This window comes from Massilia scottii, from assembly GCF_030846495.1.
Classification (GTDB): Bacteria; Pseudomonadota; Gammaproteobacteria; order Burkholderiales; family Burkholderiaceae_D; genus Telluria_A; species Telluria_A violaceinigra.
Genome location: NZ_JAVCWM010000013.1, coordinates 80,795 through 104,831 on the forward strand (window position 1 = coordinate 80,795; position 24,037 = coordinate 104,831).

Here is a 24,037-nt window from a genome sequence, read left to right on the forward strand (position 1 = left end):
ACCGTCGTTCCCGCGCCAAGGCGCGGGGACGGCGGCTCTTCCTCCTTCTGCGCAAAACACCATGACACGTCCCTCATTAATGATCATCGCGGCCAGCCTGGCCGTGGCTAACTTCGCCTTCCTCGCGCCCGCTTGCGCCGCGCTCGACGCCGCCAACCCGTTCGCCAGCATCAGCACCTTGCCGTTCAACTACCCGGCCTTCGACAAGATCAAGAACGAGCACTTCGCCCCGGCCTTTGCCGAAGGCATGCGCCAGCACGCCGCCGAAGTCGATGCCATCGCCAGCAACCGCAAGCCGGCCACCTTCGAGAACACCATCGTCGCGCTGGAACGCTCGGACAAGCTGCTCTCGCGCACCGGTACCGCCTTCGGCATTTTTTCCGGCGGCAGTACCAACGACACCATCAAGGGCCTGGAGCGCGAACTGGCGCCCAAGCTGGCCGCCCACCGCGACGCCATGCTGCTGAATAAAAAACTGTTCGACCGCATCGAGACCCTGTACGCCAGGCGCGCCAAGCTGCGCCTGGATGCCGAATCGGCGTTTCTGCTGGAACGCTACCGCAAGGACTTCGTGCGCGCCGGCGCCAAACTGAACGTCGCCGACAAGGACAAGCTCAAAGGCTATAACGCCGAACTGGCGACCCTGCAAACCACCTTCAGCCAGAACGTGCTGAGCGAAGCGAACGCCGCCGCGCTGGTGGTCGATACCCGCGCCGAACTGGCCGGCATGTCCGACGCCGCCATCGATGCCGCCGCCGGCGTCGCCAAAAAACGCGGCCTGGAAGGCAAGTTCGCCATTCCCGTCACCAACACCACCGGCCAGGCGCCGCTGTCGGTGCTGACCGACCGCTCGGTGCGCGAACGCCTGCTGGCGGCGTCGCTCGCGCGCGGCAGCCGCGGCGGGGAATTCGACAACACCGGCGTCGTGCTCAAGATCGCCAGGCTGCGTGCCGAGCGCGCGGCCCTGCTCGGCTACGCCAACCACGCCGCCTACATGCTGGAGGACCAGACCGCCAGGGACACCGGCACGGTCAACAAGCTCTTGAGCGAGCTGGCCAAGCCGGCGGTGGCGAACGCGCGCAAGGAAGCGGCCGACATCCAGAACGTCATCGACGCCGGCAAGGGCGGCTTCCAGCTGGCCGCCCACGACTGGGCCTTCTACAGCGACAAGGTGCGCGCAGAACGCTTCAATTTCGACCAGAGCCAGCTGCGTCCCTATTTTGAACTGGACAATGTGTTGACCAACGGCGTGTTCTACGCCGCCGGCAAGGTCTACGGCTTGAGCTTCAAGGAACGCAAGGACTTGCCGGTGTACGACCCCGACATGCGCGTGTTCGACGTGATCGATGCCAACGGCAAGCCGCTGGCCATCTTCGTGGCCGACTTTTACGCGCGCGGCAACAAGCGCGGCGGCGCCTGGGCCAATGCCTACGTGCCCCAGTCGCACCTGATGGGCACGCGCCCGGTCATCGGCAACCACCTGAACATTCCCAAGCCGCCCGCGGGCGAGCCGACCCTGCTCACCTACGACGAACTGCGCACCCTGTTCCACGAGTTCGGCCATGCGCTGCACGGCATGTTCTCGGACGTGAAATATCCGCGCTTCGCCGGCACCGGCGTGCCGCGCGACTTCGTCGAGTTCCCCTCGCAGGTCAATGAAATGTGGTCCGTCTGGCCCGAAGTGCTGGCCAACTACGCCAAGCACTACAAGACCGGCGAGCCGATGCCCAAGGAATTGCTCGACAAGGTAATCGCGTCGAAGCAGTTCAACGAAGGCTACCGCACCACCGAGTACCTGGCGTCGGCCATCGTGGACCAGCGCTGGCACCAGCTGAGCGCGGCGCAGATTCCGGCTGATGTCGTGGCCTTCGAGGCAGCCGCATTGAAAGAGGCCGGTGTCGACTTCGCGCCGGTGCCGCCACGCTATCGCAGCACCTACTTTTCGCACGTGTTCTCGGGCGGTTATTCGGCCGGATACTACGGTTACCTGTGGAGTGAAAAGTTAGATGCCGATACCGTCGGTTGGTTCAATGAAAACGGCGGCTTGTCGCGCAAGAACGGCGACCACTTCCGCAAGACGCTGTTGTCGAAAGGCGGCACGCTCGATGCCATGCAGATGTACCGCAACTTCCGCGGCCGCGATGCGACCATCGAGCCGCTGCTGGAACGCCGCGGACTGAACGCCAAGTAAGCCCGGCTGACCCCTCAACAATGCCGTTCGTTCAGAACGGCATTTTTTTGTCCCGGGTACTTTGCCGGCCGCGTGCGCCGATGCGCGATAATGGTGGCGCCAATTTCCTTCATGGGGCCATATTGACCGACATCGCGGTACTTCCCAAATATCTGCAGAACCGCCTCCAGGCGGCGTTGAGACCGGACGAGCGCCTGGTCTGGGTCGGCCAGCCGATCGCCCAGCACTATATGAAACGGGAGGCACACGAGCTTCGTACCGCTTTTGTAGCGATGGTGGTAATCGGGCTGCTGTGGATTGTCGGCGGCATCGCCCGTACGCTCCTGCACGGCCTCGACTTCGATTTTCTGCCGCTGATCGGCGTGCCGTTTCTGCTGGGCGGCGTGCTCGGATTGCGGGCACCCTCCAGGCTCGAGGAACAAGCACGCTTCGTGGTGTACGCCATCACCAGCGAGCGCGTCATTCTTTTGGGCGGCGACGATCCCGAAACGATCAGGACGTATCGTCCCGCGCAGTTGCAGCAAATCGAACGCACCGAGCATGCCGGCGGCTGGGGCGACCTGATACTGGAAACCGAACACGAATACGACGGTGACAGCTATACGACGAACCGCTACGGCATGCTCGGCATTGCCGGGGTGCGGCGCGTGCATGGGCTCATCGCGGCGCTGGCGGCAACGCTGCCGCTGGCGCCGAACACACCGCATGCCAGCTTCCAGCGCTGCCTCATCACGCCCGATATCGGCCCCTTGCCGGACAAGCTGCGCCAGGCGCTGCGCGCGGAAATGGCGCCGGACGAACGGCTGGTCTGGGCCGCGCAGCCCATCCCTGACAGTTATCTGAAAAGAGGTTTGGTGGAGCAATCCTTTTTTATCGTGTGGACGCTCTTTAGCCTGTTTCTCACCGGGTTTCTGGCCCAGGCAATGTGGCAAACCCATCGGCCGGGAGACATCGCCCCATTGATGCTGGGCGTGCCGTTGATGTTTCTGTGGATTGGTTTTTACCACCTGTATCAGCCGTTCAAGATGCGCAAGGCTGCGCTCAGCGTGGTGCATGCCATTACCACCGGACGGGCCCTGACGATCGACGCCAGCGGTCCGCTCATCACGCGTACCTACGCACCGGCCGGCCTGGTGCATGCCGACTGCCTCGGCGGCCGTGACGACAGCGGCGACCTCCTGCTCGAACCCGCATCGGAGGTGCTGTCCAATAGCGCGAACCGTGTGCAGCGTTATGGTTTTTTGGGCATCGACGAGGTGCGCCATGTCGAGCGCCTCATCGGCCATCTGAAGCAAACGCCGGTACGCCCCAGCTTCCTTGATAAAAATTGGTATAGCGACAATGCTCTATAATCAGGCACGTCCCTCTTTCCGAACGTTGCCTCTATGCTCACACCTCGCTTTCTCCCGCTCGCGTCCGTCCTGCTGTGCGCCCTTGGCCTGGCGGCCTGTACCACCGCACCTGTACGGCCTCCCGAAGTACAGCTGACCGAAGAGCCGGGCGAGTCCGGCCCGCGCTGCAGCGGCGCCGACTGTTGTACCGATGCCGAAGCGCTCGAATTCGGGCCGCAGCGCCTGTATTGCAATGCGCTGGCGCTGGACAACGAAGGCAAGAGCGCCGCCTCGACGGCCGCCCTGCAGCAAGCCATCGCCGGCGCCCGCGCCGAGAAAGTGCGCGCGCATGACGCCTCCGCGGTGCTGTGCCACGCGTACGGGCTCGACGCCCAGCGTGCCAGCGACAGCGGCGACCAGGCCGCCGGCCGTACCGGTTACGCCGCCGCCGTGCAAGCCTGCCGGGCCGGGTTCGGCAAGGAATCGAACCAGGTTGCCCAGGCCTTGCTCGACAGCGCCGAGCAGCGCATGCAGATGAAGGAGCTCGGCAACGTCCAGGCCGACATGACCGAGGTGCTGGCGCAGGCGCGCAAAAACGTCAATGCGCAGCTCGAAGCGGATGCGGCGGACGCGCTCGGACGCCTGATGGGCCTGATGGGCGACGTGGCCGCCGAGCGCCGCCTGTTGAACGAAGCGCTGGAGCTGCGCCGCAAGATCCATGGCGAGGACAGTTACCATGTCGGCATGAGTTATGTGAACCTGGGCGGCAGCTACATGCGCCAGAACGACAACCCGACCGGCCGTCAATGGTACGAGCGCGCCATCGCGGTGTATGGCACCACGCTCGGCATGGCCGACCCGGTGACGCTGGAAGTACGCGCCGCGCATGCGATGAGCTTCAGCGCGGAGCGCAACCACAAGCGCGCCCAGGAACTGTTCGAGGCGATGCTGCCGCAGGCCGTGCAAACCTTCGGCGCGCAGTCCGAGGAAACGGTCGCCATCATCAACGACATCGGCGGCATGCACGAGCATCAGGGCCAGAATCCGGCCGCCTTGCTGCGCTACGAGGAAGTGCTGGCGATCCGGCGCGTCACCATGCCCAATACGGTCAAGCACGGCCGCTCCGCCATGCTGGCCGCCACGCTCAAGCGCAGGGTCGCCGGCTGCGGCGGCGCCAGCGCGGTCGATGCGGAAGTCAAGTCCATCGCCGCGCACTTGCGTGCCTCGATGGACAAGGATGCGGACGCGCGCGAGTACGTGGCCGGCGCCTCGGTCTTCAATGACAAGTGCGGGCTGCCGGCGCCGCGTGGTGCGCGCAAGAAGAAATAAGCTGAACCATATGCTGGTCGTCACGCACGCGCCGACGGTGTTTTCCATCGATGGTTTTCTCGATGCGCGCGAGTGCGGCGAGCTGATCGCGCTGGCCGAGGCGCGCGGCTTTGCCGCCGCCGGCGTGCGCACCGCGCAAGGCGCCCGACCGATGCCGACGATCCGCAATAACGAGCGGGCCCAGTTCGAGGCGCCCGACTGGATCGCCCTGCTGTGGCAGCGCCTGGCGGCAGCCGGCATGCCCGGACTCGATGGCCAGGCTGCGCTTGGGTTGCCGCGCGAACTGCGTTTCTACAAGTACGCGGCCGGGCAGCGCTTCAAGATGCACAAGGATGGCCCGTGGACCGAAGATGGCCTGAGCAGCAAGCTGACCTTCCTCGTGTACCTGAACCAAGGCTACGAGGGCGGCGACACGGTTTTCAAGGAATTCCGCGTCACGCCGAAGACCGGCTCGGCCCTGCTGTTCGTGCACGACACCTGGCATGAAGGCGCCGCGCTGACCGGCGGCATCAAGTATGTGCTGCGTTCGGATGTGCTGTACAGCCCGGGCAACCCCCAACTGGATAGGAAACATGCCGGAAATCCCTGAATTTGCAGAACAATACACACCTGCCGAACGGACGCGCATCCGGCTGCTCATCATCCCCCCGGTGATCGGGGTGGCGGTGGGGGCCAAGCTGTGGTTCTTTCCCTGGCTGGCGGCGTTTTCCGCGACAGCCGAGTGCAGCGACATCGGCGGCGTCAATGGCATCGTCGTGCTGAACTACGGCCTGTTCGTCGGCTTGCCGCTCCTCATTGCGGCCGTGGTCGGCCTGGTGTTCGGCATTCCCGGGTTTAAGAGCCTGCGCAGCGGACAGTTTCCTGCCCCCGGCAGCAAGGTGTTCTCGCCCAGGCGCATCCTGCGTGGCCGGCTTGCCACCCTGTACGGCGCGGCCCGGGTGCTGCTCACCGCAGCTTGCCTGGGCATGGCGATATGGGGCTGTTTTGCGGCGGGCGTGACGGCAAAAGCACAGGCCAAACCGTGCACTGCGGCGTCCGTTGCCTCGATGACACTTCACCCGAAAGCATCATGAAAAAGTTTATCGCACGGTCGGCCTGCATGTTGGCCTTCTCGACTTCGGCGCTTGCCTGCAGTTACCACAACGCTTCCCCGGCCAAGGTCGACAAGCTGGCGGTCAGCAATACCTCGTTCAGCGTATTGGATGAACCGCGCATGGTCACGTCCCTGGCAACGCTGAAGAATGCGTCCGCCGACGGTGTCAGGGACGTCATGCTCGAAGTGAAATACTTCGACGCCAACCACGTCCACGTCGATACCGTGACCCAGTCTGTCGATGACCTGGTCGTGCCAGCGTCGGGTGAGGTGGCGTTCCGCATTCGCGCAGTCGCCGCGCGGCCCAAAGAGGCTTACGTTTCACAGGAAATTCGCATCATTTCGGCCGAGGCGATCAAGGTGCACAGCGAGCCGTCGACGATGTCGGTACTGCTCGATTATCTGTACAGCTGGGGACCGATGCTGTTGCTGGTCGGTGTGTTTCTTTTCTTTATCAAGCGCGTGAGCGGCAAAAACTCTCTGCAAAAAAGAACGCTGGCGCTGCTGGACGCGCAGGGCGCCCACCTCGACGCACAGCTGCGTTTGCTTGAACGGCTGGCTGTTGCCGCCGAAGCGCAAGCACGCCGTTCCGGCCCGCCCGCGCCCGGCTGAACCATCCTGACGAGGGCGCATCATGCAACTGCGTACGCTGCTGTTCATCGGCCTGAGCGCCGCCCATGCCCTGGTCGCCTGGATCTGGGCCGATACCAGCACCCTCGGGCCGGCCATCGCCGCCACCATCTACGGCCCCTTGTTCGTGCTCGATGCGATCAAGCTGCCGGTGTTCGGCGGTTGGCCGTCCGGCGGCTGGGCCGCGCCATCCCTGCTGGGCTGGGCCTGCGTGGTGCTGTTCTGGGCTGCCATCTGGTGGAGCGTGGCGGTTTTGCTGGCGCGTTCGTGTCGTCGCTGATCGGCCACGCGGCGGCCGGTGCCACCGTGTTCCTCGCCCATGCGCCGGGTGCTCCCCCGCGCTCGCTGCTGTTCGGCCTGGGCGCCAGCCTGCTGGCGTGGCTGGCGCTGCGGGGCGCGCTGCCGTTTGCGGCGCTGGCGCTGGCGGCCTGCTCGCATCCCCTGCTCGACCTGCTGGTCGGGGTGCATCCTGTTCCCCTGTTCTGGCCCTTGCCGCTGGCGCAGGTCGAGTCGCCCATCGGGTTGCTGCCCAGTGCCGGGCGCCTGCGCTTCACCAACGTCTATTTGTGGCGCAACCTGCTGATCGAATGCCTGGTGCTGCTGCCGCCGTGCGCCCTCATCGTTGCGCTGGCCCGCCAGGTGGCATGGCGCAGGATCGCCGTGGCAAGCCTTGTGGCTGGACCCTGTTGGGCGCTGGCAGTCGCCTGGTCGCTGCGCATCCATGGTTGACTCGGCCATTCACTGCACTTGGTTAATGTTAAGATAATGCAACCCAAACATCATTGCGACAAAGGTATTATGCGCCGCCATATCAATATGTTCATCCTCCCCCTGCTGCTGTGCGCTGCCGCGACGTCGCTGGCAAAAGGGCCTCAGCTTGCGTCGATCACCGATGCCCAGGCAGCCAAGATCGATGCGGAACTGCAAGTTAAAACCACCAACAAGGCGCTGGAGCAGGCGGTCGCGGAAGCGGCACCGACCATTGCCCCGTTCCTGAAGGCGAATTCCTGCCTCGGCGGCTACGATGCCAGCGCGCTCAATGTGTACGCGGCACCGGGCAAGACCTATCCGAACAACAATTACATCGGTGGCCCGTTGCCGACCATGCGCCGCCACACCAAGGGCGAGTGCGCCACGGTGGTGCGCATCCATGGCTGGGACATGCCGGCCAAGAACGCCCTGCGCTTTGAAGTGGTGTATGTCTCCGACAGCAGCGGCGAGTCGGGCAAGTCGCGTCACGAACTGCAGCGCCAGGCCAGCGGCGAATGGCTGTTCCGTAAATAAGATTGCCTTTGCGAGGAAGACACCGATGTCCCATGTGCGCGCGTCGCTCAAGCGAAAACTGAGCCGGCTCCACAAGCGCCAGGAGCGCGTCTCCATGGAGAAGCGGGCGCGCCACACTTCGCCCTTCTTTTGCTATGCGCCGTTCCGCATTTTTGGGGCAGGCAAGTTCCATGACTTTACCTGTGTCTGAGCGGCCTTTCCTGCGCGTGCTGGTCACCGGCTCGACCATCTGGGACAAGCTGGACACGATACAGCGCGCATTGTCGCAACTGCCGCCGCACAGCGTGATCGTCACCGGCGACACCCCGGGCGCCGATGCCTGCGCGATGGCCGTCGCCACCGGGCTGGGCCTGACCGTGTTGCGCATGAAAAAGAACCGCGCCGACCAGCGCGCCTTCCCCGGCGAAGCCTGGCGCGGCCTGAACGAACGCATGTTAGCTACCGGCATCGATCTGGTGCTGGCTTTCCACGCAGACTACGGCAACCCTGGCTGCGCGCGCGGCACCGTTCACATGGTCGAACTGGCCGGGAAAAGCGGGACCGAGGTACGCATTTTCCGTGCGTAAGGCGGCGCCCTGGCGCTCAAGCTTGCTGCGCTGCGCGATGGATCGCGCCGCCATTTGGGTGTATAAGGACGGTATAGTCATTCCCCCCCAACCGCCATAGGATCAAGCGCAGCAATGAGTGTTCACGAATTACACGGTATTACCTTAGAATCGCTGTTAACCCAACTGGTCGCGCATTACGGCTGGGATGAGCTCGGCAAGCGGATCGATATCAATTGCTTCATCAGCGATCCGAGCATCAAGTCGAGCCTGAAGTTCCTGCGCAAGACCCCGTGGGCGCGTACCAAGGTCGAAGAACTGTATCTGGCGACCACTTTTGACAATGAACGAGGATGACATGTTGAACGACGACACAGCGAACCTGAAGTCGCACCTGAAGACCCTGCATGCCAACCTGGCGCAGACGGAACAGGTCGATGAAGAACTGCAAGGCTTGCTGATGCAGCTCGACGGCGACATCCAGGCCCTGCTGGACAAGCGCGCAGCCGCCGCGCAGGCCACCATCAGCGACGATGCGCTTGCCGAGCAAGCCGAAGCGGCCGACCCGGCCGACCCGGCGGCCTACCTGCTGGCCGAACCCGCCGACACCACCACTTACGGACTGGCCGAGCGGACCCAGGAAATCACGGCCAAATTTGCCGCCGAACATCCGCGCCTGGAGCCCGCCCTGCGCGAGCTGGGCCGCATGCTGTCGAACATGGGTATCTGAACAACGGGGCACAAGCGCCTTCACGCTCGCCCCGGCAGCTGCCTGTTAATGTGGCACAATCGTCACAAGTTATTGAAACATAAGACGTTTTTTCGTTGTAATCGCCTTTGAAAAAGGGTGGGGGCAAGTTGCTCCGGATAGTTTTCCGGTACAATACTGCCCAATGAGCTCCCCAACCAACCTGTTTGCGACCGTCCCGAAACGGTCTAGCCGCGCTCCCGCTGCGCCTTTCCTTCCCATGTCCCGCGCCGAAATGGACGCCCTGGGCTGGGATTCGTGCGACGTCATCCTCGTCACGGGCGACGCCTACATCGACCATCCGAGTTTCGGCATGGCCCTGGTCGGCCGCCTGCTCGAAGCGCAAGGCTTCCGGGTCGGCATCATCGCCCAGCCGGACTGGCTCTCGGCCGAGGCCTTCCGCGTGCTCGGCAAACCCAAGCTGTATTTCGGCGTCACCGCCGGCAACATGGACTCGATGGTCAACCGCTACACGGCCGACCGCAAGATCCGTTCCGACGACGCCTACACGCCCAACGGCGAGCCGAACAAGCGTCCGGACCGCACCGTCACCGTGTACGCCCAGCGCGCGCGCGAAGCGTTTCCCGACGTGCCGGTCATCATCGGTTCAATCGAAGCGTCGCTGCGCCGCATCGCCCACTACGATTACTGGTCCGACAAGGTGCGGCGCTCGGTGCTGCCCGATTCCAAGGCCGACATGCTGCTGTTCGGTAACGCCGAACGCGCGCTGGTCGACCTGACCCACCGCTTGGCAGGCGGCGAAAACATCAAGGATATCCGCAACCTGCGCGGTACCGCGTTCATGGTGCCGCCCGGCTGGCTGCCCGGCGACGACTGGGGCGTGCACAACTCGACCCGGGTCGACGTGCCCGGCAAGGTCGACGCCCACCACGATCCGTACGCGATGGCCCAGGAAGACAAATCGGCCTGCGCCACCGACAACGCCCAGCCCAAGGAAGTGATCAAGCCGATCCGCATCATGTCGCGCGAAGAGCGCCTGGCCATGGCCAAGGAAAAGCACGACAAGACCGTGGTGCGCCTGCCGTCCTACGAAACCGTGAGCATCGACCCGGTGATGTACGCGCACACCTCGCGCGTGTTCCACCTCGAATCGAACCCCGGCAATGCGCGCGCGATGGTGCAGGCGCACGGCGAACGCGACGTTTGGCTCAATCCGCCGCCGCTGCCGCTGGCCATGGACGAGATGGACGGCGTGTACGACATGAACTACGCGCGCGCCCCGCACCCGAGCTACGGCAAGGCCAAGATTCCGGCCTGGGACATGATCCGTTTCTCGGTCAACATCATGCGCGGCTGCTTCGGCGGCTGCACCTTCTGCTCGATCACCGAGCACGAGGGCCGCATCATCCAGAGCCGTTCCGAGCCGTCGATCCTGCGCGAAATCGAGCACATCCGCGACAAGACCAAGGGTTTCACCGGCACCATTTCCGACATGGGCGGCCCGACCGCCAATATGTACCGGCTGGCCTGCAAGGACAAGGAAATCGAAGTGTCCTGCCGCCGCCTGTCGTGCGTGTACCCGACCATCTGCGTCAACCTGGGTACCGACCACAGCAAGCTGATTTCCCTGTACCGCAAGGCGCGCGCCATTCCGGGCATCAAGAAAGTACTGATCAGCTCGGGCCTGCGCTACGACCTGGCCGTGCGTTCGCCGGAATACGTCAAGGAACTGGTCACCCACCACGTGGGCGGCCTGCTCAAGATTGCGCCTGAGCACACCGAGGAAGGTACTTTGTCGAAGATGATGAAGCCCGGTATCGGCGCCTACGACGAATTCAAGGAAATGTTCGACCGTTTCTCGCTGGAAGCGGGCAAGAAGCAGTATCTGATTCCTTATTTCATCGCGGCCCACCCGGGTACCACCGACGAAGACATGCTCAACCTGGCGCTGTGGCTGAAGAAAAACAACTTCAAGCTCGACCAGGTGCAGACCTTCATGCCGACGCCGATGGCGATGGCCACGACCATGTACCACTCGCGCAAGAATCCGCTGAAAAAAGTGACGGCCGATTCCGAGATTGTGGAAACGGCCAAGAGCGGCAAGGTGCGCCGTGCGCACAAGGCGTTCCTGCGCTACCAGGACCCGGCCAACTGGCCGATCCTGCGCGAGACGCTGGTCAAGATGGGCCGTGGCGATTTGATCGGCAATGGCGACCGTCACCTGGTGCCGAGCTGGCAGGCGTCGGAAGACGGCGGCCTGGCCGCCGGCGAGCGCAAGCGCCAGACCTCGGGTGCCGGCACGCTCGACAAGTTCGTCGCCGCGCCCAAGCGCAAGACCGAACGCGCACTGGCGCCGACGCCGTTCATCGCGCCGGAATCGAAGGTGCGTCCGTCGATTCTGGCGACCATCAAGACCAAGCCGAAGGCGGCTCCCGCGGCCAAGGCCGGCGCGCGCCGCAAATAAGACGGGAATTCGTCGCCCCGCGCCGGGTGCAAGCTTGGCGCGGGGGCAACGGTTTCGAGGATTCCGCCTGTCGCATTTGCACCCCCCCAATTGTTGTGCCACGCACACAGTTCGCATTTTTCGCTGTCCCGGCCGGGAAGGTCAGTACAATCGACTCCATACGTTGCTTTAGTGCACACCTAGCGGTGTGACAGACTGATGATCCGATTCCACCTGGCCCGCCGCGCGTCGACGGCTTTCGCGCCCGCGCCGAAAGCTTTGGCGTTCGCCTTGGCGTTCGCCTCGGCGTTCGCCATGTGCGTCAGCCCGCCCGCCCGCGCGCTCGATAAAGTCACCCTCCAGCTCAAGCATACCCACCAGTTCCAGTTCGCCGGCTACTATGCCGCGCTTGAAAAAGGCTTTTACCGCGACGCCGGCCTCGACGTGCTCATTTCCGAGGGCACCGACGGCAACGAGCCCGAACGCAATGTCAGCGCCGGCAAGGCCGAATTCGGGGTCGGCAGCAGCAGCCTGCTGCTGGCGCGCATGGCCGGCAAACCATTGGTGGTGCTGGGCGTGGTGTTCCAGCATTCGCCCTATGTACTCCTGGTAAGCAAGCGCAACGGCGCGCCCGACGTGCGCGATCTCAAGGGCAAGCGCGTGATGATCGGCTCGCTCATCGATGAACTCACCCAGGCCGACGAACTGATCGCTTACCTGAACAAGGAAGGCGTCCCCCCCAGCAGCCTGGTGCGCGTCGACCATAGCTTCAATCCGGAAGACCTGGTCAAGGGCAAGGTCGAGGCTTATTCGGCCTACATCACCAACGAACCCGATTACCTGGACCGCATCGGCTTCGCCTATGACGTGCACAGCCCGCGCGCGGCCGGCATCGATTTTTACGGCGACAACCTGTTCACCAGCGAGCGCCAGATCGCCGCCCACCCCGAGCGCGTGCGCGCCTTCCGCGCCGCCAGCATGAAGGGCTGGGCCTATGCCATGGCCAACCAGGGCGAGATCGCGGACCTGATCCTGTCGAAATACACGCGCCGCCACGACCGCCAGCACCTGCTGTTCGAGGCGCGCCAGATGGAGCCGCTGGTGCAGCCGGTGCTGGTCGAAATCGGCTACATGAATCCGGACCGCTGGCGCCATATCGCCGATATCTACGCCGAACTGGGCATGCTGCCGCGCGGCGCTTCCTTCGACGGCTTCATGTACAGCACCGACCCCGCCGCCGATTACCTGACCTGGCTATACCGCGCGCTGCTGGCGGCCGGCCTGCTGCTGATCGGCGGCACCGCCGTGCACGTGTCGCTGCTGGCGCGCGAACGGCGCCGCGCCGAGGAAAGCATCCGCCAGGGCGAACTGCGTTTTCGCACCATGTTCGAGGAAGCGCCGATGGGCATTGCGCTGATCGATTCGATCAGCGGCCAGTTCAAGGACATCAACCCGCGCTTCGCCGAGATCACCGGGCGCTCCTCGGAAGAGCTCAAGCGCGGCCGCTGCGACGACATTACCCACCCCGACGACGTGGCCAGCGAGGCCGCGCGCATGGCGCAGCTGGGCGCCGGCAGCATCGCCGGCTTCAAGAGCGCGCGCCGCCTGCTGCGCCCCGACGGCACCGTGGTCTGGGTCGACATGTCGATCGCCGCCATCGACGCCGAGGCCAACGCCAGCGCGCACCACCTGTGCATGATCGAGGACGTGACCGAGAAAAAGAGCTCGGAAGCGCTGATCTGGCAGCAGGCCAATTTCGATCCGCTCACGCGCCTGCCCAACCGGCGCATGTTCCACGATCGCCTCGAGCACGACATCCTGCGCTGCCGGCGCGAGGGCACCCGCATCGCGATCCTGTTCATCGACCTCGATCAGTTCAAGGAAGTGAACGACACGCTCGGCCACCAGCAGGGCGACGTGCTGCTGGTCGACGCCGCGCGCCGCATCAGCGGCTGCGTGCGCGATTCGGACACGGTGGCGCGCCTGGGCGGCGACGAGTTCACCGTGATCCTGCCGCAGCTGGGCGAAACCGGCAGCGTGGGCGTGATCGCGCAAAAGATCCTCGATGTGCTGCAGGCGCCGTTTACGCTGGGCCAGGAGCAGGCGTATATCTCGGCCAGCGTCGGCATCACCCTGTACCCGGACGACGCGCGCGATATCGACGACCTGCTCAAGCACGCCGACCAGGCCATGTACGCGGCCAAGAACGCGGGGCGCAACCGCTTCAGCTATTTCACGCCGGCCCTGCAGGTGGCGGCGATCAACCGCATGCGCATGACCAACGACTTGCGCAGCGCCCTCAAGGGCGGCCAGTTCCGCGTGTACTTCCAGCCCATCGTGCACCTGCGCAGCGGGAAGATCCACAAGGCCGAAGCCCTGATCCGCTGGGAGCATCCGCAGCGCGGGCTGGTGAGCCCCCTGGAGTTCATTCCGCTGGCCGAGTCGAGCGGCCTGATTATCGAGATCGGCGAATGGGTGTTCATGGAGTCGGCGCGCTGGGCCAGCCGCTGGCGGCGCGATCATCATCCCGAGTTCCAGGTCAGCGTGAACCAGTCGCCGCTCGAATTCCAGCGCGAAGGCAAGGGTTACGAAGGCTGGCTGGCGCACCTGCGCGAACTGGGCCTGTCCGGCCAGGCGGTGGTGGTCGAGATCACCGAAGGCTTGCTGCTCGACGCCAGCAGCGGCGTGACCGACAAGCTGCTGCAGCTGCGCGACGCCGGCATCCAGGTCGCGCTGGACGATTTCGGCACCGGCTATTCGTCGCTGTCGTACCTGAAAAAATTCGACATCGACTACCTCAAGATCGACCGCTCCTTCACCCGCAACCTGGCGCCCGAGTCGAGCGACATGGCGCTGTCGGAAGCGATCATCGTCATGGCCCACAAGCTTGGCCTGCGCGTGATCGCCGAAGGCGTCGAGACGCACGAGCAGCGCGACCTGCTGCTCGAAGCGGGCTGCGACTACGCCCAGGGCTACCTGTTCGCGCGCCCGGTCCCGGCCGAGGAATTCGACGCCATGCTGATGGCGCAGACGCGCGCCATGGCCGCCGCGGACCTTACTTCGCCAGCCCCACGCTGGCCTGCCTGACCCGCAGCGCCATCGCATTGCGGTGGCGTGCGCGCAGGCGCGCATTGGTGACCAGGCAGCCGAGCGTCTCGCCGACCACCATCACCACGCCGAGCAGCGGCAGCACCAGCATCAGCCCGGCCACCCCGGCCAGCGAGCCGCCCACGAAGATCATCAGCACCGTCATGAGCGGATGGATCTGCAGGCTGCGTCCGAGCGTGAGCGGCATGAAAATGAAGTCGTCCAGCAGGCGCACCGCCACGAACACGCCGATCGCGCCGTAGCCGATCACCGGATTGGACGGCGCGTCGGTGGCGGCCACTACCACCACCATGATGCAGCCGGCCACCGAGCCGACGAACGGCACCCAGGCCAGCACCGCCGAAATGAGCGCCAGCGCGAGCGGCGAGGACACGCCGATCATCCACAGCCCGAGCGCCAGCATGATGGTGTCGATCACGGTCAGCTTGATCAGGCCCTGGAAATAGCGGCGCGCGGTCTGGTCGACTTCGTGCAGCAGGAACAGGGTCTTCTCGAAAAACGCATTCGGCACCGCGCGCGCCAAAAAGCGCTTGAAGCTGGCGCCGTCGCGCAGGAAGAAGAAGGTGAGGAAGGGCGCCAGCAGCAGCGACGGCAGCCAGCCGGCGATCACCACCAGCAGCCCGGCCAGGTGCTGCTGGGCGAAATTGTCGGTGAAGGACTTGAAGCGCCGGTTCACGAGGCGCGTCAGGTGCATCTGTTCGAACACCGGGAATTTTTTCTCGAGCAGCTGCATGGTGTTGCGGACAAACGTCACGCCACCGTCGAGGTAGTGCCCGAGCAGCGCCTGCCACGATTCCTCCGGCACCGCCACGTACGAGAACACCAGTACCAGCACCAGCGAGAGCACGGCCACGAAGCCGCCGCCCACCGTCAGCGCGGCCAGGTCCTGGCCGACGCCGGCGCGGATCAGGCGCTGCATGGGCGCGAGCAGGATGTAGTACAGGACCGTGCCGAAGATGAAGGGAATGGCCAGCCACAGCGTGTGCTCGAGCAGGATCAGGAGCAGGCAGGTGACCGCGATGATCCCGCACCAGACCACGGGTCCTGCGCGATCGCGCGAGTTCATAAGGCTTCCACCTGCGGGCTGCCGCCCATCCAGTCGCGCAGGCGCTGGCCGACCAGGCGCGCCAGGGTCAGCGAAATCTTGTAGCCGATCACGGCGTCGGTTTCCATCAGCCCCAGGAAATCGGCGCGGAAGAACACCGCCAGCTCGCAGTTTTCCATGGCGCGCGCCTGCGCCGTGCGCGGCGAGTCGTCCAGCAGCGCCATGTCGCCGAACACGCTGCCCGGCCCGAGTTCGGACACCACCATGAAGGCACTGCCCTTGGCGCGGCTGATGGCCACCTTGCCCGACGTGACCAGGTACAGGGCCTGGCCTTCCTCGCCCTGGTCGAACACGATTTCGTCGGTCAGGTAGCGCCGTTCATGCATCAGGCCATCGACGATTTTCAGTTCGAGCGGGGTCAGGGAATTGAACAGGACCGAACTTTTAAGGCGGTGCAGGCGTGGCGACAGCGGCGGCGATTTCAGAAAACCAAAGATCAAAGTAACTCCAGAGGGGGATGACACGCACGAGCTCGATTATGCGCCATGCAACTGGCGTGTGCAGCAGATTTGCCGCCGGGCTGCTGTCGTCCGTATTTACCTTAATTTTGCCACAGTAAGAAGAGATGCAATAACTAGTGTAATATGATGCCTCGCAGTAATACTCATTATCATTTACACACTCACTCTCTGTTTGCGGGCCGCGCTGATGCGACGCCTGCGGCGGCGGCCATGTTTTATCCACGAGGAAAGCGCAGTGATCGATATCAAAACCTTCATGTTGGTAATGGCCGTGGGCAATATTGCCTTCGCCATGCTGATGGCGGGTTACGTGCGTTCCGGCTCGGCCCATCCGGCCATGCTCATGTGGAAGTGGGCCAAGGTGATGCAGGGCATGGCCAACCTGCTGGCCTACCTGCAGACTGACGGCGCGCCGCTGTGGATGGGCCTCGGGTCGTCGACGGTGCTGGTGCTGGGCATCATGATCGAAGCGGCGGCCTATTGCGCCTTCTTCGGCTATCAGCGCTGGCGGCGCCTGCTGTATCCGCTCACGGCGGTGGCGCTGCTGCTGTATTACCTGGCGCCGCTGGCCGGCGCCAGCGTGCGCGACCTGGGCGCGATGCTGTCGCTGATGATCGCCCTGTTCACCGCCGCGATGGCGGCCGCGCTGCTGCGTCCGGGCCGCGCGGCATCGGACCTGCAGCGCATTATCGGCATTAACAACCTGGTGTTCTCGGTGGCGATGGCGCTGCGCGCCTGTTTCAGTTCGGCCGGCATGGTGCTCGGCGCAGGCACGCCGGGCGTGCTGCAAAGTGTCGCGTATATCGCCGGCTATCTGCTGATGATCGTGAACGGCTTCGGCTTTCTGCTGCTGTGCAAGGAGAAGGACGACCGCGCGATGGCGCTGCTGGCCACCACCGACAGCCTCACGGGCCTGGTCAACCGGCGCGCGTTTTTCGAGCGTACCGAGAGCGCGCGCATGCTCGCCGCGCGCCTTCGCAGCCCGGTCGCGCTGATGATGCTCGACCTGGACCATTTCAAACGCTTGAACGACCGCTTCGGGCATGCCGCCGGCGACGATGCACTGTGCCTGTTCAGCGCCACCGCGCAGGCGACCTTGCGCGAGCATGACATCATGGGCCGGCTCGGTGGCGAGGAGTTCGCGCTGGTGATGCCGGGGACCTGCCTGACGGGCGCGCTGCAGGCGGCCGAGCGGTTGCGCCTGGCGGTGCTCGGGGCGCGTTTGCCGGCCCTGGAGGAGGCGTACGCGATGACGGTCAGCATCGGGGTGGTGGCGATCGAGGAGGGCGAGCATATCAACGCGGCGCTGGCGCGCGCCGATCACGCGCTGTACGCGGCCAAGAGCGCGGGGCGCAACCGGATCGAGGCGGGGCAGCCGGTGCAGCCGGTGCGGCAGTGCGCTTGATCCCCGTCAGCGATCCAGATCCAGCATCCGCTTCACCTCCACCAGCGGCTCCAGGTGACTGGTCAGCAGCACGCATGCATCCTGCCTTGCGCCCCGTTCTGCGAGCTGCCCGCGCAGGTATTCCACGGCCGCCGCATCGAGCCCGTTGAACGGCTCGTCGAGCAGCAGCAAGCGCACCGGCAAGGCCAGCGCCAGCGATAGCTGTACCTTCTTGTGCTGCCCCAGCGACAAGGTCGGCAGCGCCTGTTCCAGCGTGCCCGTGACCCCGAACGCCTCCAGCTGGCGCTCGACCAGGCGCGCTTCGGCATCCGGATACAGCGCCAGATGCAGGTCGAGGAATTCCTGCACGGTCAGCCACGGCAGGTCCGGCAGGTCGCCGCCGCAGTAAAACGCGGCCAGCCGGTAGGCCAGCGGCTGCGCCGCGCAATCGATGCCGCCCAGCGCGATGGTGCCGCGGTTGGGCGTGAGCGTGCCGGCCACCAGCTTGAGCAAGGTGGTCTTGCCCATGCCGTTGGCGCCGCGCAGCCAGGTGATGCCCGGCTCGATCGCCGCCGAAAAATCGCTGAACACCGGACGCGTATCGAAATGAAAATGCAAACCCTCGATGCGCAGCACCGGCTGCTGTTCTACTCCCATAATTCGCTCCCTACCGCAGTCAACACCAGAATCTGCACCACCACCAGGCCTACCCGCCCGCGCGCCGTAAAGCGCGGGATCGCCACCAGCAGCACCTGGGCCACGCAGCCGAGGATCAGGTAGGCGCGGCCGGCGGGGCGTCCCCACAGGCCATGGACCGCGCCGCCCGCGAACACGATCGCCAGCACCAGCAGCGCGGGCAGCAGCGCAAACGCGCGCGCGGCCAGCGCCACCGAACGCTGTTGCAGCGGCCAGGCCGCCATGACAGGGCGCAGCGCGGCGAGCTGCTCGCGCACGGCCTTGTCGCCACGGTCGGTGAGCAGCACCATCAGCGTGCTGGTGGCCAGCGCCAGCACGGCGCGCACGATGCCGGGCGGCGCCTGCATCCACGGCAGCGCCGCGCCCATGGCTGCGGCCAGCAACAGGGTTTGCTGGCGGCCGACCATGTTCTCGTTGCGCCAGAAGGGCAGCCAGAACAAACGATGCCACAGCATGAGCACGCGCGGACGCCAGTGGCGCGCTTCATAGCGCACCGGCGGCGGCGCCAGGCGGCGCTGCCAGCGCGCGCTCGATGGGGCGCGGCGCGCGCGCAGCGACAGCACCGCGACCACGCAGGCATACGTCAGCATCAGCGAGAACAGGGTACCGAGCACGCCGCGCACGGGCAGCAGCCAGTCGGGCCGCTGCCACAGCCAGACCGCCGCCGATACCGCGTACAGCAGCGCCAGCGGCCCGACCATCATGCCGGCTACCAGCGCGTCCGCCGCCAGTTGCGTGGCGGGCGGCACCGGCAGGCGGCGCACCCAATACACCACGTCGAGCGGCAGCACGCGCTTGCGCAGCAGGACCGCCGGCAGGGCCATCGCCAGGCCGTGCGCAATGAGCAGGCCAATCGCTTGCAGGGCGCTCTGGGAGGCGGCGTACATGGGGGGCAGGGCGACCAGTGCGAACAGGCCGATGAGAACCTGGGCGAACACCAGCAGCATGATCTCGGCCGAGCTTTTCAGGCTGGCGGCAAAGCGCTGGAACGCGTGGATGGCGAGGCGACGGCGAAACGTGACGTAGGCGTGGGCCAAGGCGGTTCCGAGGATGAAGGAAAAAAAACTAAAAGGAGAAAAGAAAAAGGGCCCGACGAATCGGGCCCTTCTTTGATGCTGGCGGAGCGGACGGGACTCGAACCCGCGACCCCCGACGTGACAGGCCGGTATTCTAACCAACTGAACTACCACTCCGTGTTACTCTGATCGGTACTGCTGATCATGATGCCCCGTCTCTGATGGTGGTGGGTGCTGAGAGGCTCGAACTCCCGACCCGCGCCTTGTAAGGGCGCTGCTCTACCAACTGAGCTAAGCACCCAAAAACTCGCTTACCTCAGAGACTGCATCCGACGTTTGTCACCACGTCTGAAGAGGCACGAATCATAGCTAGAGTTCGGAAAGTGCGCAAGGGTTTTTGCGAAAAAAGTGCAGAATTTCGCAAAATCCCCGGCGCCCGATGCTCCGGATCGACCGCCCGATTACTCCTTGATGCCCCACTGCGACAGCATCCAGGCCATGATGAAGGCGCCTTCCTTGACTGCGTTGTAACGCCCGGACGCGCCACCGTGGCCGGCGCCCATGTTCGTCTTGAGCAGCAGCGGATTGGTGTCGGTCTTGTACGCGCGCAGCTTGGCGACGTACTTGGCCGGCTCCCAGTACATCACCTGGCTGTCGTTCAGGCCCGTGGTCACCAGCATGGCCGGATAGGCCTTGCGCTCGATGTTATCGTACGGCGAGTAGCTGCGCATGTAGTCGTAGGCGGCTTTCTCGGTCGGGTTGCCCCATTCGAGGTACTCGCCGGTGGTCAGGGGCAGGGTGGCGTCCATCATGGTGTTCATCACGTCGACGAACGGCACGGCCGCATGCACGCCGTGAAACAGCTCCGGGCGCATGTTGACCACGGCGCCCATCAGCAGGCCGCCGGCGCTGCCGCCCTGGATGATCAGGCGATTCGGGCTGGTCCATTTTTCCTTGACCAGGTAATCGGCGGCGTCGATGAAGTCGTGGAAGGTGTTCTTCTTTTTCATCAGCATGCCGTCGTCGTGCCAGGCCTGGCCCATGTCGGTGCCGCCGCGGATATGCGCCTGCACGTAGATCACGCCGCGCTCGAGCAGGCTGAGACGGTTGATCGAAAAATTGGCTTCCGTCGGAATGCCGTACGAACCGTAGGATGCCAGCAGCAGCGGTGCGCTGCCGTCGAACTTGACGCCCTTCTTGTAGACGGCCGACAGCGGCACCTTGACGCCATCGCGCGCGGTTACCCACAGGCGGCGGCTTTCATAGCGGGTCGGATCGTAGCCGCCCACCACCTCGACGCGCTTGAGGACCGTGCGCGCACCGCTGGCCATGTCCACATCGAGCACGGTCGACGGCGTCACCGGCGACTGGTACGCCATGCGGTAGCTGGTGGCGTCGAAGGCAGGGGTACGCATGCGCGTGGCCATGTACACCGGATCGTCGAACTGCACCGTCTTCCACGATCTGGTCTTGAAGTTGTAGATGCGCGCGCGGTTGAGCGCATTCGATTTTTCCATTACCACCAGGAAGTCGCGGAAAGCGTCGACTTCGCGCACCATGACCGCCTTGTCGTGCTTGACCAGCTCTTTCCAGAACCTGGGGCCGGGCGTGGCCAATGGCGCGCGCACCAGGCGGAAGTTTTTCGCATCCTTGTTGGTCGTGATGAACAATTCGCCGTTGCGGTGTTCGACGCCGTAGCGGTGGCCTTTTTCGCGTCCCAGCACCGAGCGCAATTCGCCTTTTGGGCGGTCGGCGGGCAGCATGCGCACCTCGGTGGTATCGGTTGAGTGGAAATCGACCACGATGAACTTGCGGTCGCGCGAGGCTTCCACCTGCATGGTGAACTGCTCGACCGGCTCGTGGTACACCTCGACCGGCTTGCTGCCGAGCGTCATGCGGAACAGGCGGTCGGAGCGCTTGGTGGTGGCGTCTTCCTGGGTGAAAAAGATGGTCTTGTTATCAAGCGCCCACGCGACCGACGTCACGCGCGGCACGCTGTCGGCCAGCAGCTTGCCGGTCTTGAGGTCCTTGATGTGCAGTTCGAACTGGCGGTAGCCGGTGGTGTCGGTGGTGTACACCAGCAGCGAATCGTCCGGGCTGACGAAGGTGCCCGCGACGGCGAAGAACTTCTGGCCTTCGGCCATCTCGTTCTGGTTCAGCAGGATTTCTTCGGGCGCCTTCTCGTCGTAGGCCAGGTTGGCACCGGCCAGGCGGCGGCAGTTGATCGGGTACTGCTTGCCCGCTTCGAAGCGCGTGTAGTAATAGTATTTACCGGTCCGCGCCGGCACCGACAGGTCCACTTCCTGCATGCGGCCCTTGATCTCGGCGAACAGCTTGTCCGACAGCGGGGCGATATCGGCCGTCATCGCTTCGGTGTAGGCGTTTTCGGCGTTCAGGTGGGCGATGACCTTGGGGTCTTCCTTCTTTTGCAGCCAGCGGTAGTCGTCGGTGACGACGTCGCCATGGCGCGTTTCCTGCCACGCGGCCTTGGCTGCCACGGGGGGCGCCGGGCTGTCGGCGGCAAACGCCGGGAAGCTACCGGACATGGCGATCATCAGTGCGGTGAGGATGGCGGGGATTTTTTGGGAAGGCACGAACACTCCTGGAAGATATTTTTGTGTCAATATCATAGGCCCGCGACCACAAAAAACATAGCGATTTCGAATCGGCGTTGCGGCCCACCCACCGAGGACCCAGATGAATCAAACGAGCCCCCAGCGTGCCTTGCTCCTGCAGCTGTTTCACAGCGCGCTGGCGGCCGTCGACCCGCTGGCGGTGCTGGCACCGCACCTGCCGCCCCCGCCCAAGGGGCGCACCATCGTCATCGGGGCCGGCAAGGCGGCGGCGCGCATGGCGCAGGCGGTCGAGCAGCACTGGCAGGGCGGGATCGCCGGCCTGGTCGCCACGCGCTACGGCCATGGAGCGCCGACCCGATATATCGACGTGATCGAGGCCGGCCATCCGGTGCCGGACGATGCCAGCACCACGGCCGCGCAGCGCATGCTGGCGCTGGTGCGCGGCCTCGGCGAGGACGACCTGGTGCTGTGCCTCATGTCCGGCGGCGGCTCGGCGCTGCTGTCGCTGCCGGCGCCCGGCATCACGCTCGATGAAAAGCGCGAACTGACGCGCCGTCTGCTGGCCAGCGGTGCGCCGATCGGCGAGATCAATTGCGTGCGGCGCCACCTGTCGGCGATCAAGGGCGGACGCCTGGCGCTGGCCTGCCATCCGGCGCGCGTGGTGACGCTGGTGGTCTCCGATGTGCCGGGCGACGATCCGGCGGTGGTGGCGTCCGGCCCCACCATTCCCGATGGCAGCCGCGCGGCCGATGCGCTGGCGGTGCTCGGCAAATACGGCATCGCCGTGTCGCCCGCGGTGCGCGCGGTGCTGGAGGATGCGGCGCTGGCCGCGCCGGCAATCGACGACGCGCGCCTGCGCGGCAATCGGGCGGTCGTTATCGCCAGCGCCCAGCACGCGCTCGATGCCGCAGCCAGTGCGGCTCGCGCGGCCGGCTACACGCCGCTGATCCTGAGCGGGTGCATGGAAGGCGAGGCGCGCGAAGTGGCCATCGTCCACGCGGGCATTGCGCGCCAGGTGGCTGGTTATGGGCAGCCGGTGGCGGCGCCGTGCGTGATTTTGTCGGGCGGCGAGACCACGGTCACCGTGCGCGGCGGCGGGCGGGGAGGGCGCAATGCGGAGTTTTTGCTGGCGCTCGCAATTGCGCTCAAGGGCATGGCGGGAGTGCATGCGATTGCGTGCGATACCGACGGCATCGATGGCACCGAAGACAACGCCGGGGCGCTGCTCGATCCGCAGTCGCTGGCCCGCGCCGCGCTGGGCGGGGTCGATGCGGGCGCGCGGCTGCGAGACAACGATGGCTACAGCTTTTTTGCGGCGCTGGGCGACCTGGTGATGACGGGGCCGACGCGCACCAACGTCAACGACTTGCGCGCGATTCTGGTCGAGGCGCCGGCGGATTGATTACCTGGGAGGTAATCGCCACGCCGGCGCGGGTATCCGACAATGGTGTCACCGTATCGCGCTGCCCAACCAAGGAGACCTGCCATGACCCATTCCACCACCCCCGGCTTTATCCGCACCACTGATGGCGTCGACCTGTTTTAGCGCGACTGGGGTAGCGGCGTGCCGGTGCTGTTCGTGGGTGGCTGGTCGCTGCCGTCGGATGCATGGAATTACCGGATGCTGGCGCTGTCACGGCAAGGGCTGCGCTGCGTCGCGTTCGGTCGCCGCGGGCATGGCCGTTCCAGCGATCCGGGCAAAGGCTACGATTTCGATACCCTGGCCGGCGACCTGCCCGCCCTGGGAAGCCGTGTGCGCCGACGCGCTGCACTGGATCCAGCGCGAAGCCATGGGCGACGGTCCCGGCAGCGAAGCGACCAGCCTGCTGGCCGAACTGGCCGCCTTGCCTGGCATCGATGCCATCGGCACCGCCGCCCACGCGCCCAACCTCGACCGCCGTGCGCTGCCGTTCCTGCCGCTGACGATCCGCAAGGACGACGTGGAACTGAACGTGTTCACCACCATCACCACCATGGGCACGCCGCACGACGTCACGGTGCATGAATTGCGGATTGAATCGTTTTTTCCCGCCGATGAACGCAGCAAAGCGTGGTTTACTGCAAAAAATGTTGCGTTAAGATCACGCGGCACCTGAACTTCCTTGCCATTCACAGCAGTGATGACAGAAAATACCG

The 24,037-nt window shown here is 65.0% G+C and carries 23 protein-coding genes and 2 tRNA genes; 18 read left to right on the forward strand and 7 right to left on the reverse strand.

Annotated elements, in window-relative coordinates:
* Positions 1–61 precede the first annotated feature (61 nt).
* From RBA41_RS19005 to RBA41_RS19075, 15 genes are all read left to right on the forward strand, one after another.
* On the forward strand, positions 62–2,191 hold the full coding sequence (locus tag RBA41_RS19005; protein WP_306625781.1) for a M3 family metallopeptidase: 2,130 nt from the start codon (positions 62–64) through the stop codon (positions 2,189–2,191).
* Between the two features lie 20 nt (positions 2,192–2,211).
* Entirely contained in the window at positions 2,212–3,543 is a 1,332-nt protein-coding gene (locus tag RBA41_RS19010) for a hypothetical protein (RefSeq protein ID WP_306625783.1), read from the forward strand.
* A 33-nt stretch (positions 3,544–3,576) separates the two neighbouring features.
* The gene (locus RBA41_RS19015; protein ID WP_306625784.1) at positions 3,577–4,851 is read left to right on the forward strand and encodes a tetratricopeptide repeat protein; all 1,275 of its coding nucleotides are present in this window, start codon (positions 3,577–3,579) and stop codon (positions 4,849–4,851) included.
* A gap of 10 nt (positions 4,852–4,861) precedes the next feature.
* Positions 4,862–5,440: a prolyl hydroxylase family protein gene (locus tag RBA41_RS19020; protein ID WP_306625786.1), complete on the forward strand. Its 579-nt coding sequence runs from the start codon at positions 4,862–4,864 to the stop codon at positions 5,438–5,440.
* Positions 5,424–5,924 carry a hypothetical protein gene (locus tag RBA41_RS19025; protein ID WP_306625787.1) on the forward strand — a complete coding sequence of 167 codons (501 nt, stop codon included), beginning with the start codon at positions 5,424–5,426 and terminating at the stop codon, positions 5,922–5,924. The genes RBA41_RS19020 and RBA41_RS19025 overlap by 17 nt, the downstream gene beginning before the upstream one ends.
* Positions 5,873–6,556, forward strand: a complete 684-nt coding sequence (locus RBA41_RS19030) for a hypothetical protein (RefSeq protein ID WP_306625788.1) — start codon at positions 5,873–5,875, stop codon at positions 6,554–6,556. Before RBA41_RS19025 ends, RBA41_RS19030 begins: the two co-directional genes overlap by 52 nt.
* A gap of 22 nt (positions 6,557–6,578) precedes the next feature.
* Positions 6,579–6,854, forward strand: a complete 276-nt coding sequence (locus RBA41_RS19035; RefSeq protein WP_306625789.1) for a hypothetical protein — start codon at positions 6,579–6,581, stop codon at positions 6,852–6,854.
* The gene (locus RBA41_RS19040; protein WP_306625790.1) at positions 6,842–7,303 is read left to right on the forward strand and encodes a hypothetical protein; all 462 of its coding nucleotides are present in this window, start codon (positions 6,842–6,844) and stop codon (positions 7,301–7,303) included. Before RBA41_RS19035 ends, RBA41_RS19040 begins: the two co-directional genes overlap by 13 nt.
* A 69-nt stretch (positions 7,304–7,372) precedes the next feature.
* The gene (locus RBA41_RS19045; protein ID WP_306625791.1) at positions 7,373–7,858 is read left to right on the forward strand and encodes a hypothetical protein; all 486 of its coding nucleotides are present in this window, start codon (positions 7,373–7,375) and stop codon (positions 7,856–7,858) included.
* Between the two features lie 25 nt (positions 7,859–7,883).
* Positions 7,884–8,048, forward strand: coding sequence for a hypothetical protein (locus RBA41_RS19050; RefSeq protein WP_306625793.1), 165 nt, complete (start codon positions 7,884–7,886; stop codon positions 8,046–8,048).
* Complete coding sequence (locus RBA41_RS19055) at positions 8,029–8,424, forward strand: SLOG family protein (RefSeq protein WP_306625795.1); 396 nt, start codon at positions 8,029–8,031, stop codon at positions 8,422–8,424. The genes RBA41_RS19050 and RBA41_RS19055 overlap by 20 nt, the downstream gene beginning before the upstream one ends.
* A 114-nt stretch (positions 8,425–8,538) precedes the next feature.
* Entirely contained in the window at positions 8,539–8,760 is a 222-nt protein-coding gene (locus RBA41_RS19060) for a VF530 family protein (protein ID WP_306625796.1), read from the forward strand.
* 1 nt (position 8,761) lies between these two features.
* Positions 8,762–9,133: a DUF4404 family protein gene (locus RBA41_RS19065; protein ID WP_306625797.1), complete on the forward strand. Its 372-nt coding sequence runs from the start codon at positions 8,762–8,764 to the stop codon at positions 9,131–9,133.
* Positions 9,134–9,296: 163 nt separating this feature from the next.
* Positions 9,297–11,576, forward strand: coding sequence for a YgiQ family radical SAM protein (locus tag RBA41_RS19070; protein ID WP_510184553.1), 2,280 nt, complete (start codon positions 9,297–9,299; stop codon positions 11,574–11,576).
* A gap of 198 nt (positions 11,577–11,774) precedes the next feature.
* Entirely contained in the window at positions 11,775–14,642 is a 2,868-nt protein-coding gene (locus RBA41_RS19075; protein WP_306625800.1) for an EAL domain-containing protein, read from the forward strand.
* On the opposite strand, the gene RBA41_RS19080 is transcribed toward RBA41_RS19075, so the two are convergent.
* A complete protein-coding gene (locus RBA41_RS19080; RefSeq protein WP_099872879.1) occupies positions 14,611–15,729 on the reverse strand; it encodes an AI-2E family transporter in 1,119 nt (372 codons plus the stop codon). The genes RBA41_RS19075 and RBA41_RS19080 overlap by 32 nt on opposite strands.
* A complete protein-coding gene (locus RBA41_RS19085; RefSeq protein WP_054265216.1) occupies positions 15,726–16,208 on the reverse strand; it encodes a cyclic nucleotide-binding domain-containing protein in 483 nt (160 codons plus the stop codon). The genes RBA41_RS19080 and RBA41_RS19085 overlap by 4 nt, the downstream gene beginning before the upstream one ends.
* 256 nt (positions 16,209–16,464) lie before the next feature.
* Here RBA41_RS19085 and RBA41_RS19090 point away from each other — a divergent pair, with 256 nt between their 5' ends.
* Positions 16,465–17,634: a GGDEF domain-containing protein gene (locus RBA41_RS19090; RefSeq protein WP_306625801.1), complete on the forward strand. Its 1,170-nt coding sequence runs from the start codon at positions 16,465–16,467 to the stop codon at positions 17,632–17,634.
* Between the two features lie 6 nt (positions 17,635–17,640).
* Here RBA41_RS19090 and RBA41_RS19095 read toward each other — a convergent pair whose 3' ends face one another.
* From RBA41_RS19095 to RBA41_RS19115, 5 genes are all read right to left on the reverse strand, one after another.
* On the reverse strand, positions 17,641–18,270 hold the full coding sequence (locus RBA41_RS19095) for an ABC transporter ATP-binding protein (protein WP_306625802.1): 630 nt from the start codon (positions 18,268–18,270) through the stop codon (positions 17,641–17,643).
* Positions 18,261–19,346 carry a hypothetical protein gene (locus RBA41_RS19100; protein WP_306625803.1) on the reverse strand — a complete coding sequence of 362 codons (1,086 nt, stop codon included), beginning with the start codon at positions 19,344–19,346 and terminating at the stop codon, positions 18,261–18,263. Before RBA41_RS19100 ends, RBA41_RS19095 begins: the two co-directional genes overlap by 10 nt.
* Before the next feature lie 79 nt (positions 19,347–19,425).
* A tRNA-Asp gene (locus tag RBA41_RS19105) sits at positions 19,426–19,502 on the reverse strand.
* Between the two features lie 48 nt (positions 19,503–19,550).
* Positions 19,551–19,626 (reverse strand) — tRNA-Val (locus RBA41_RS19110).
* 160 nt (positions 19,627–19,786) lie between these two features.
* The gene (locus RBA41_RS19115) at positions 19,787–21,919 is read right to left on the reverse strand and encodes a S9 family peptidase (protein ID WP_306625804.1); all 2,133 of its coding nucleotides are present in this window, start codon (positions 21,917–21,919) and stop codon (positions 19,787–19,789) included.
* Between the two features lie 103 nt (positions 21,920–22,022).
* On the opposite strand from RBA41_RS19115, the gene RBA41_RS19120 reads away from it, so the two are divergent.
* Together RBA41_RS19120 and RBA41_RS19125 are read left to right on the forward strand one after the other, a co-directional pair.
* Positions 22,023–23,303 carry a glycerate kinase type-2 family protein gene (locus RBA41_RS19120; protein WP_306625805.1) on the forward strand — a complete coding sequence of 427 codons (1,281 nt, stop codon included), beginning with the start codon at positions 22,023–22,025 and terminating at the stop codon, positions 23,301–23,303.
* Between the two features lie 274 nt (positions 23,304–23,577).
* Positions 23,578–23,997: an MmyB family transcriptional regulator gene (locus RBA41_RS19125; RefSeq protein WP_306625807.1), complete on the forward strand. Its 420-nt coding sequence runs from the start codon at positions 23,578–23,580 to the stop codon at positions 23,995–23,997.
* Positions 23,998–24,037: the final 40 nt, after the last annotated feature.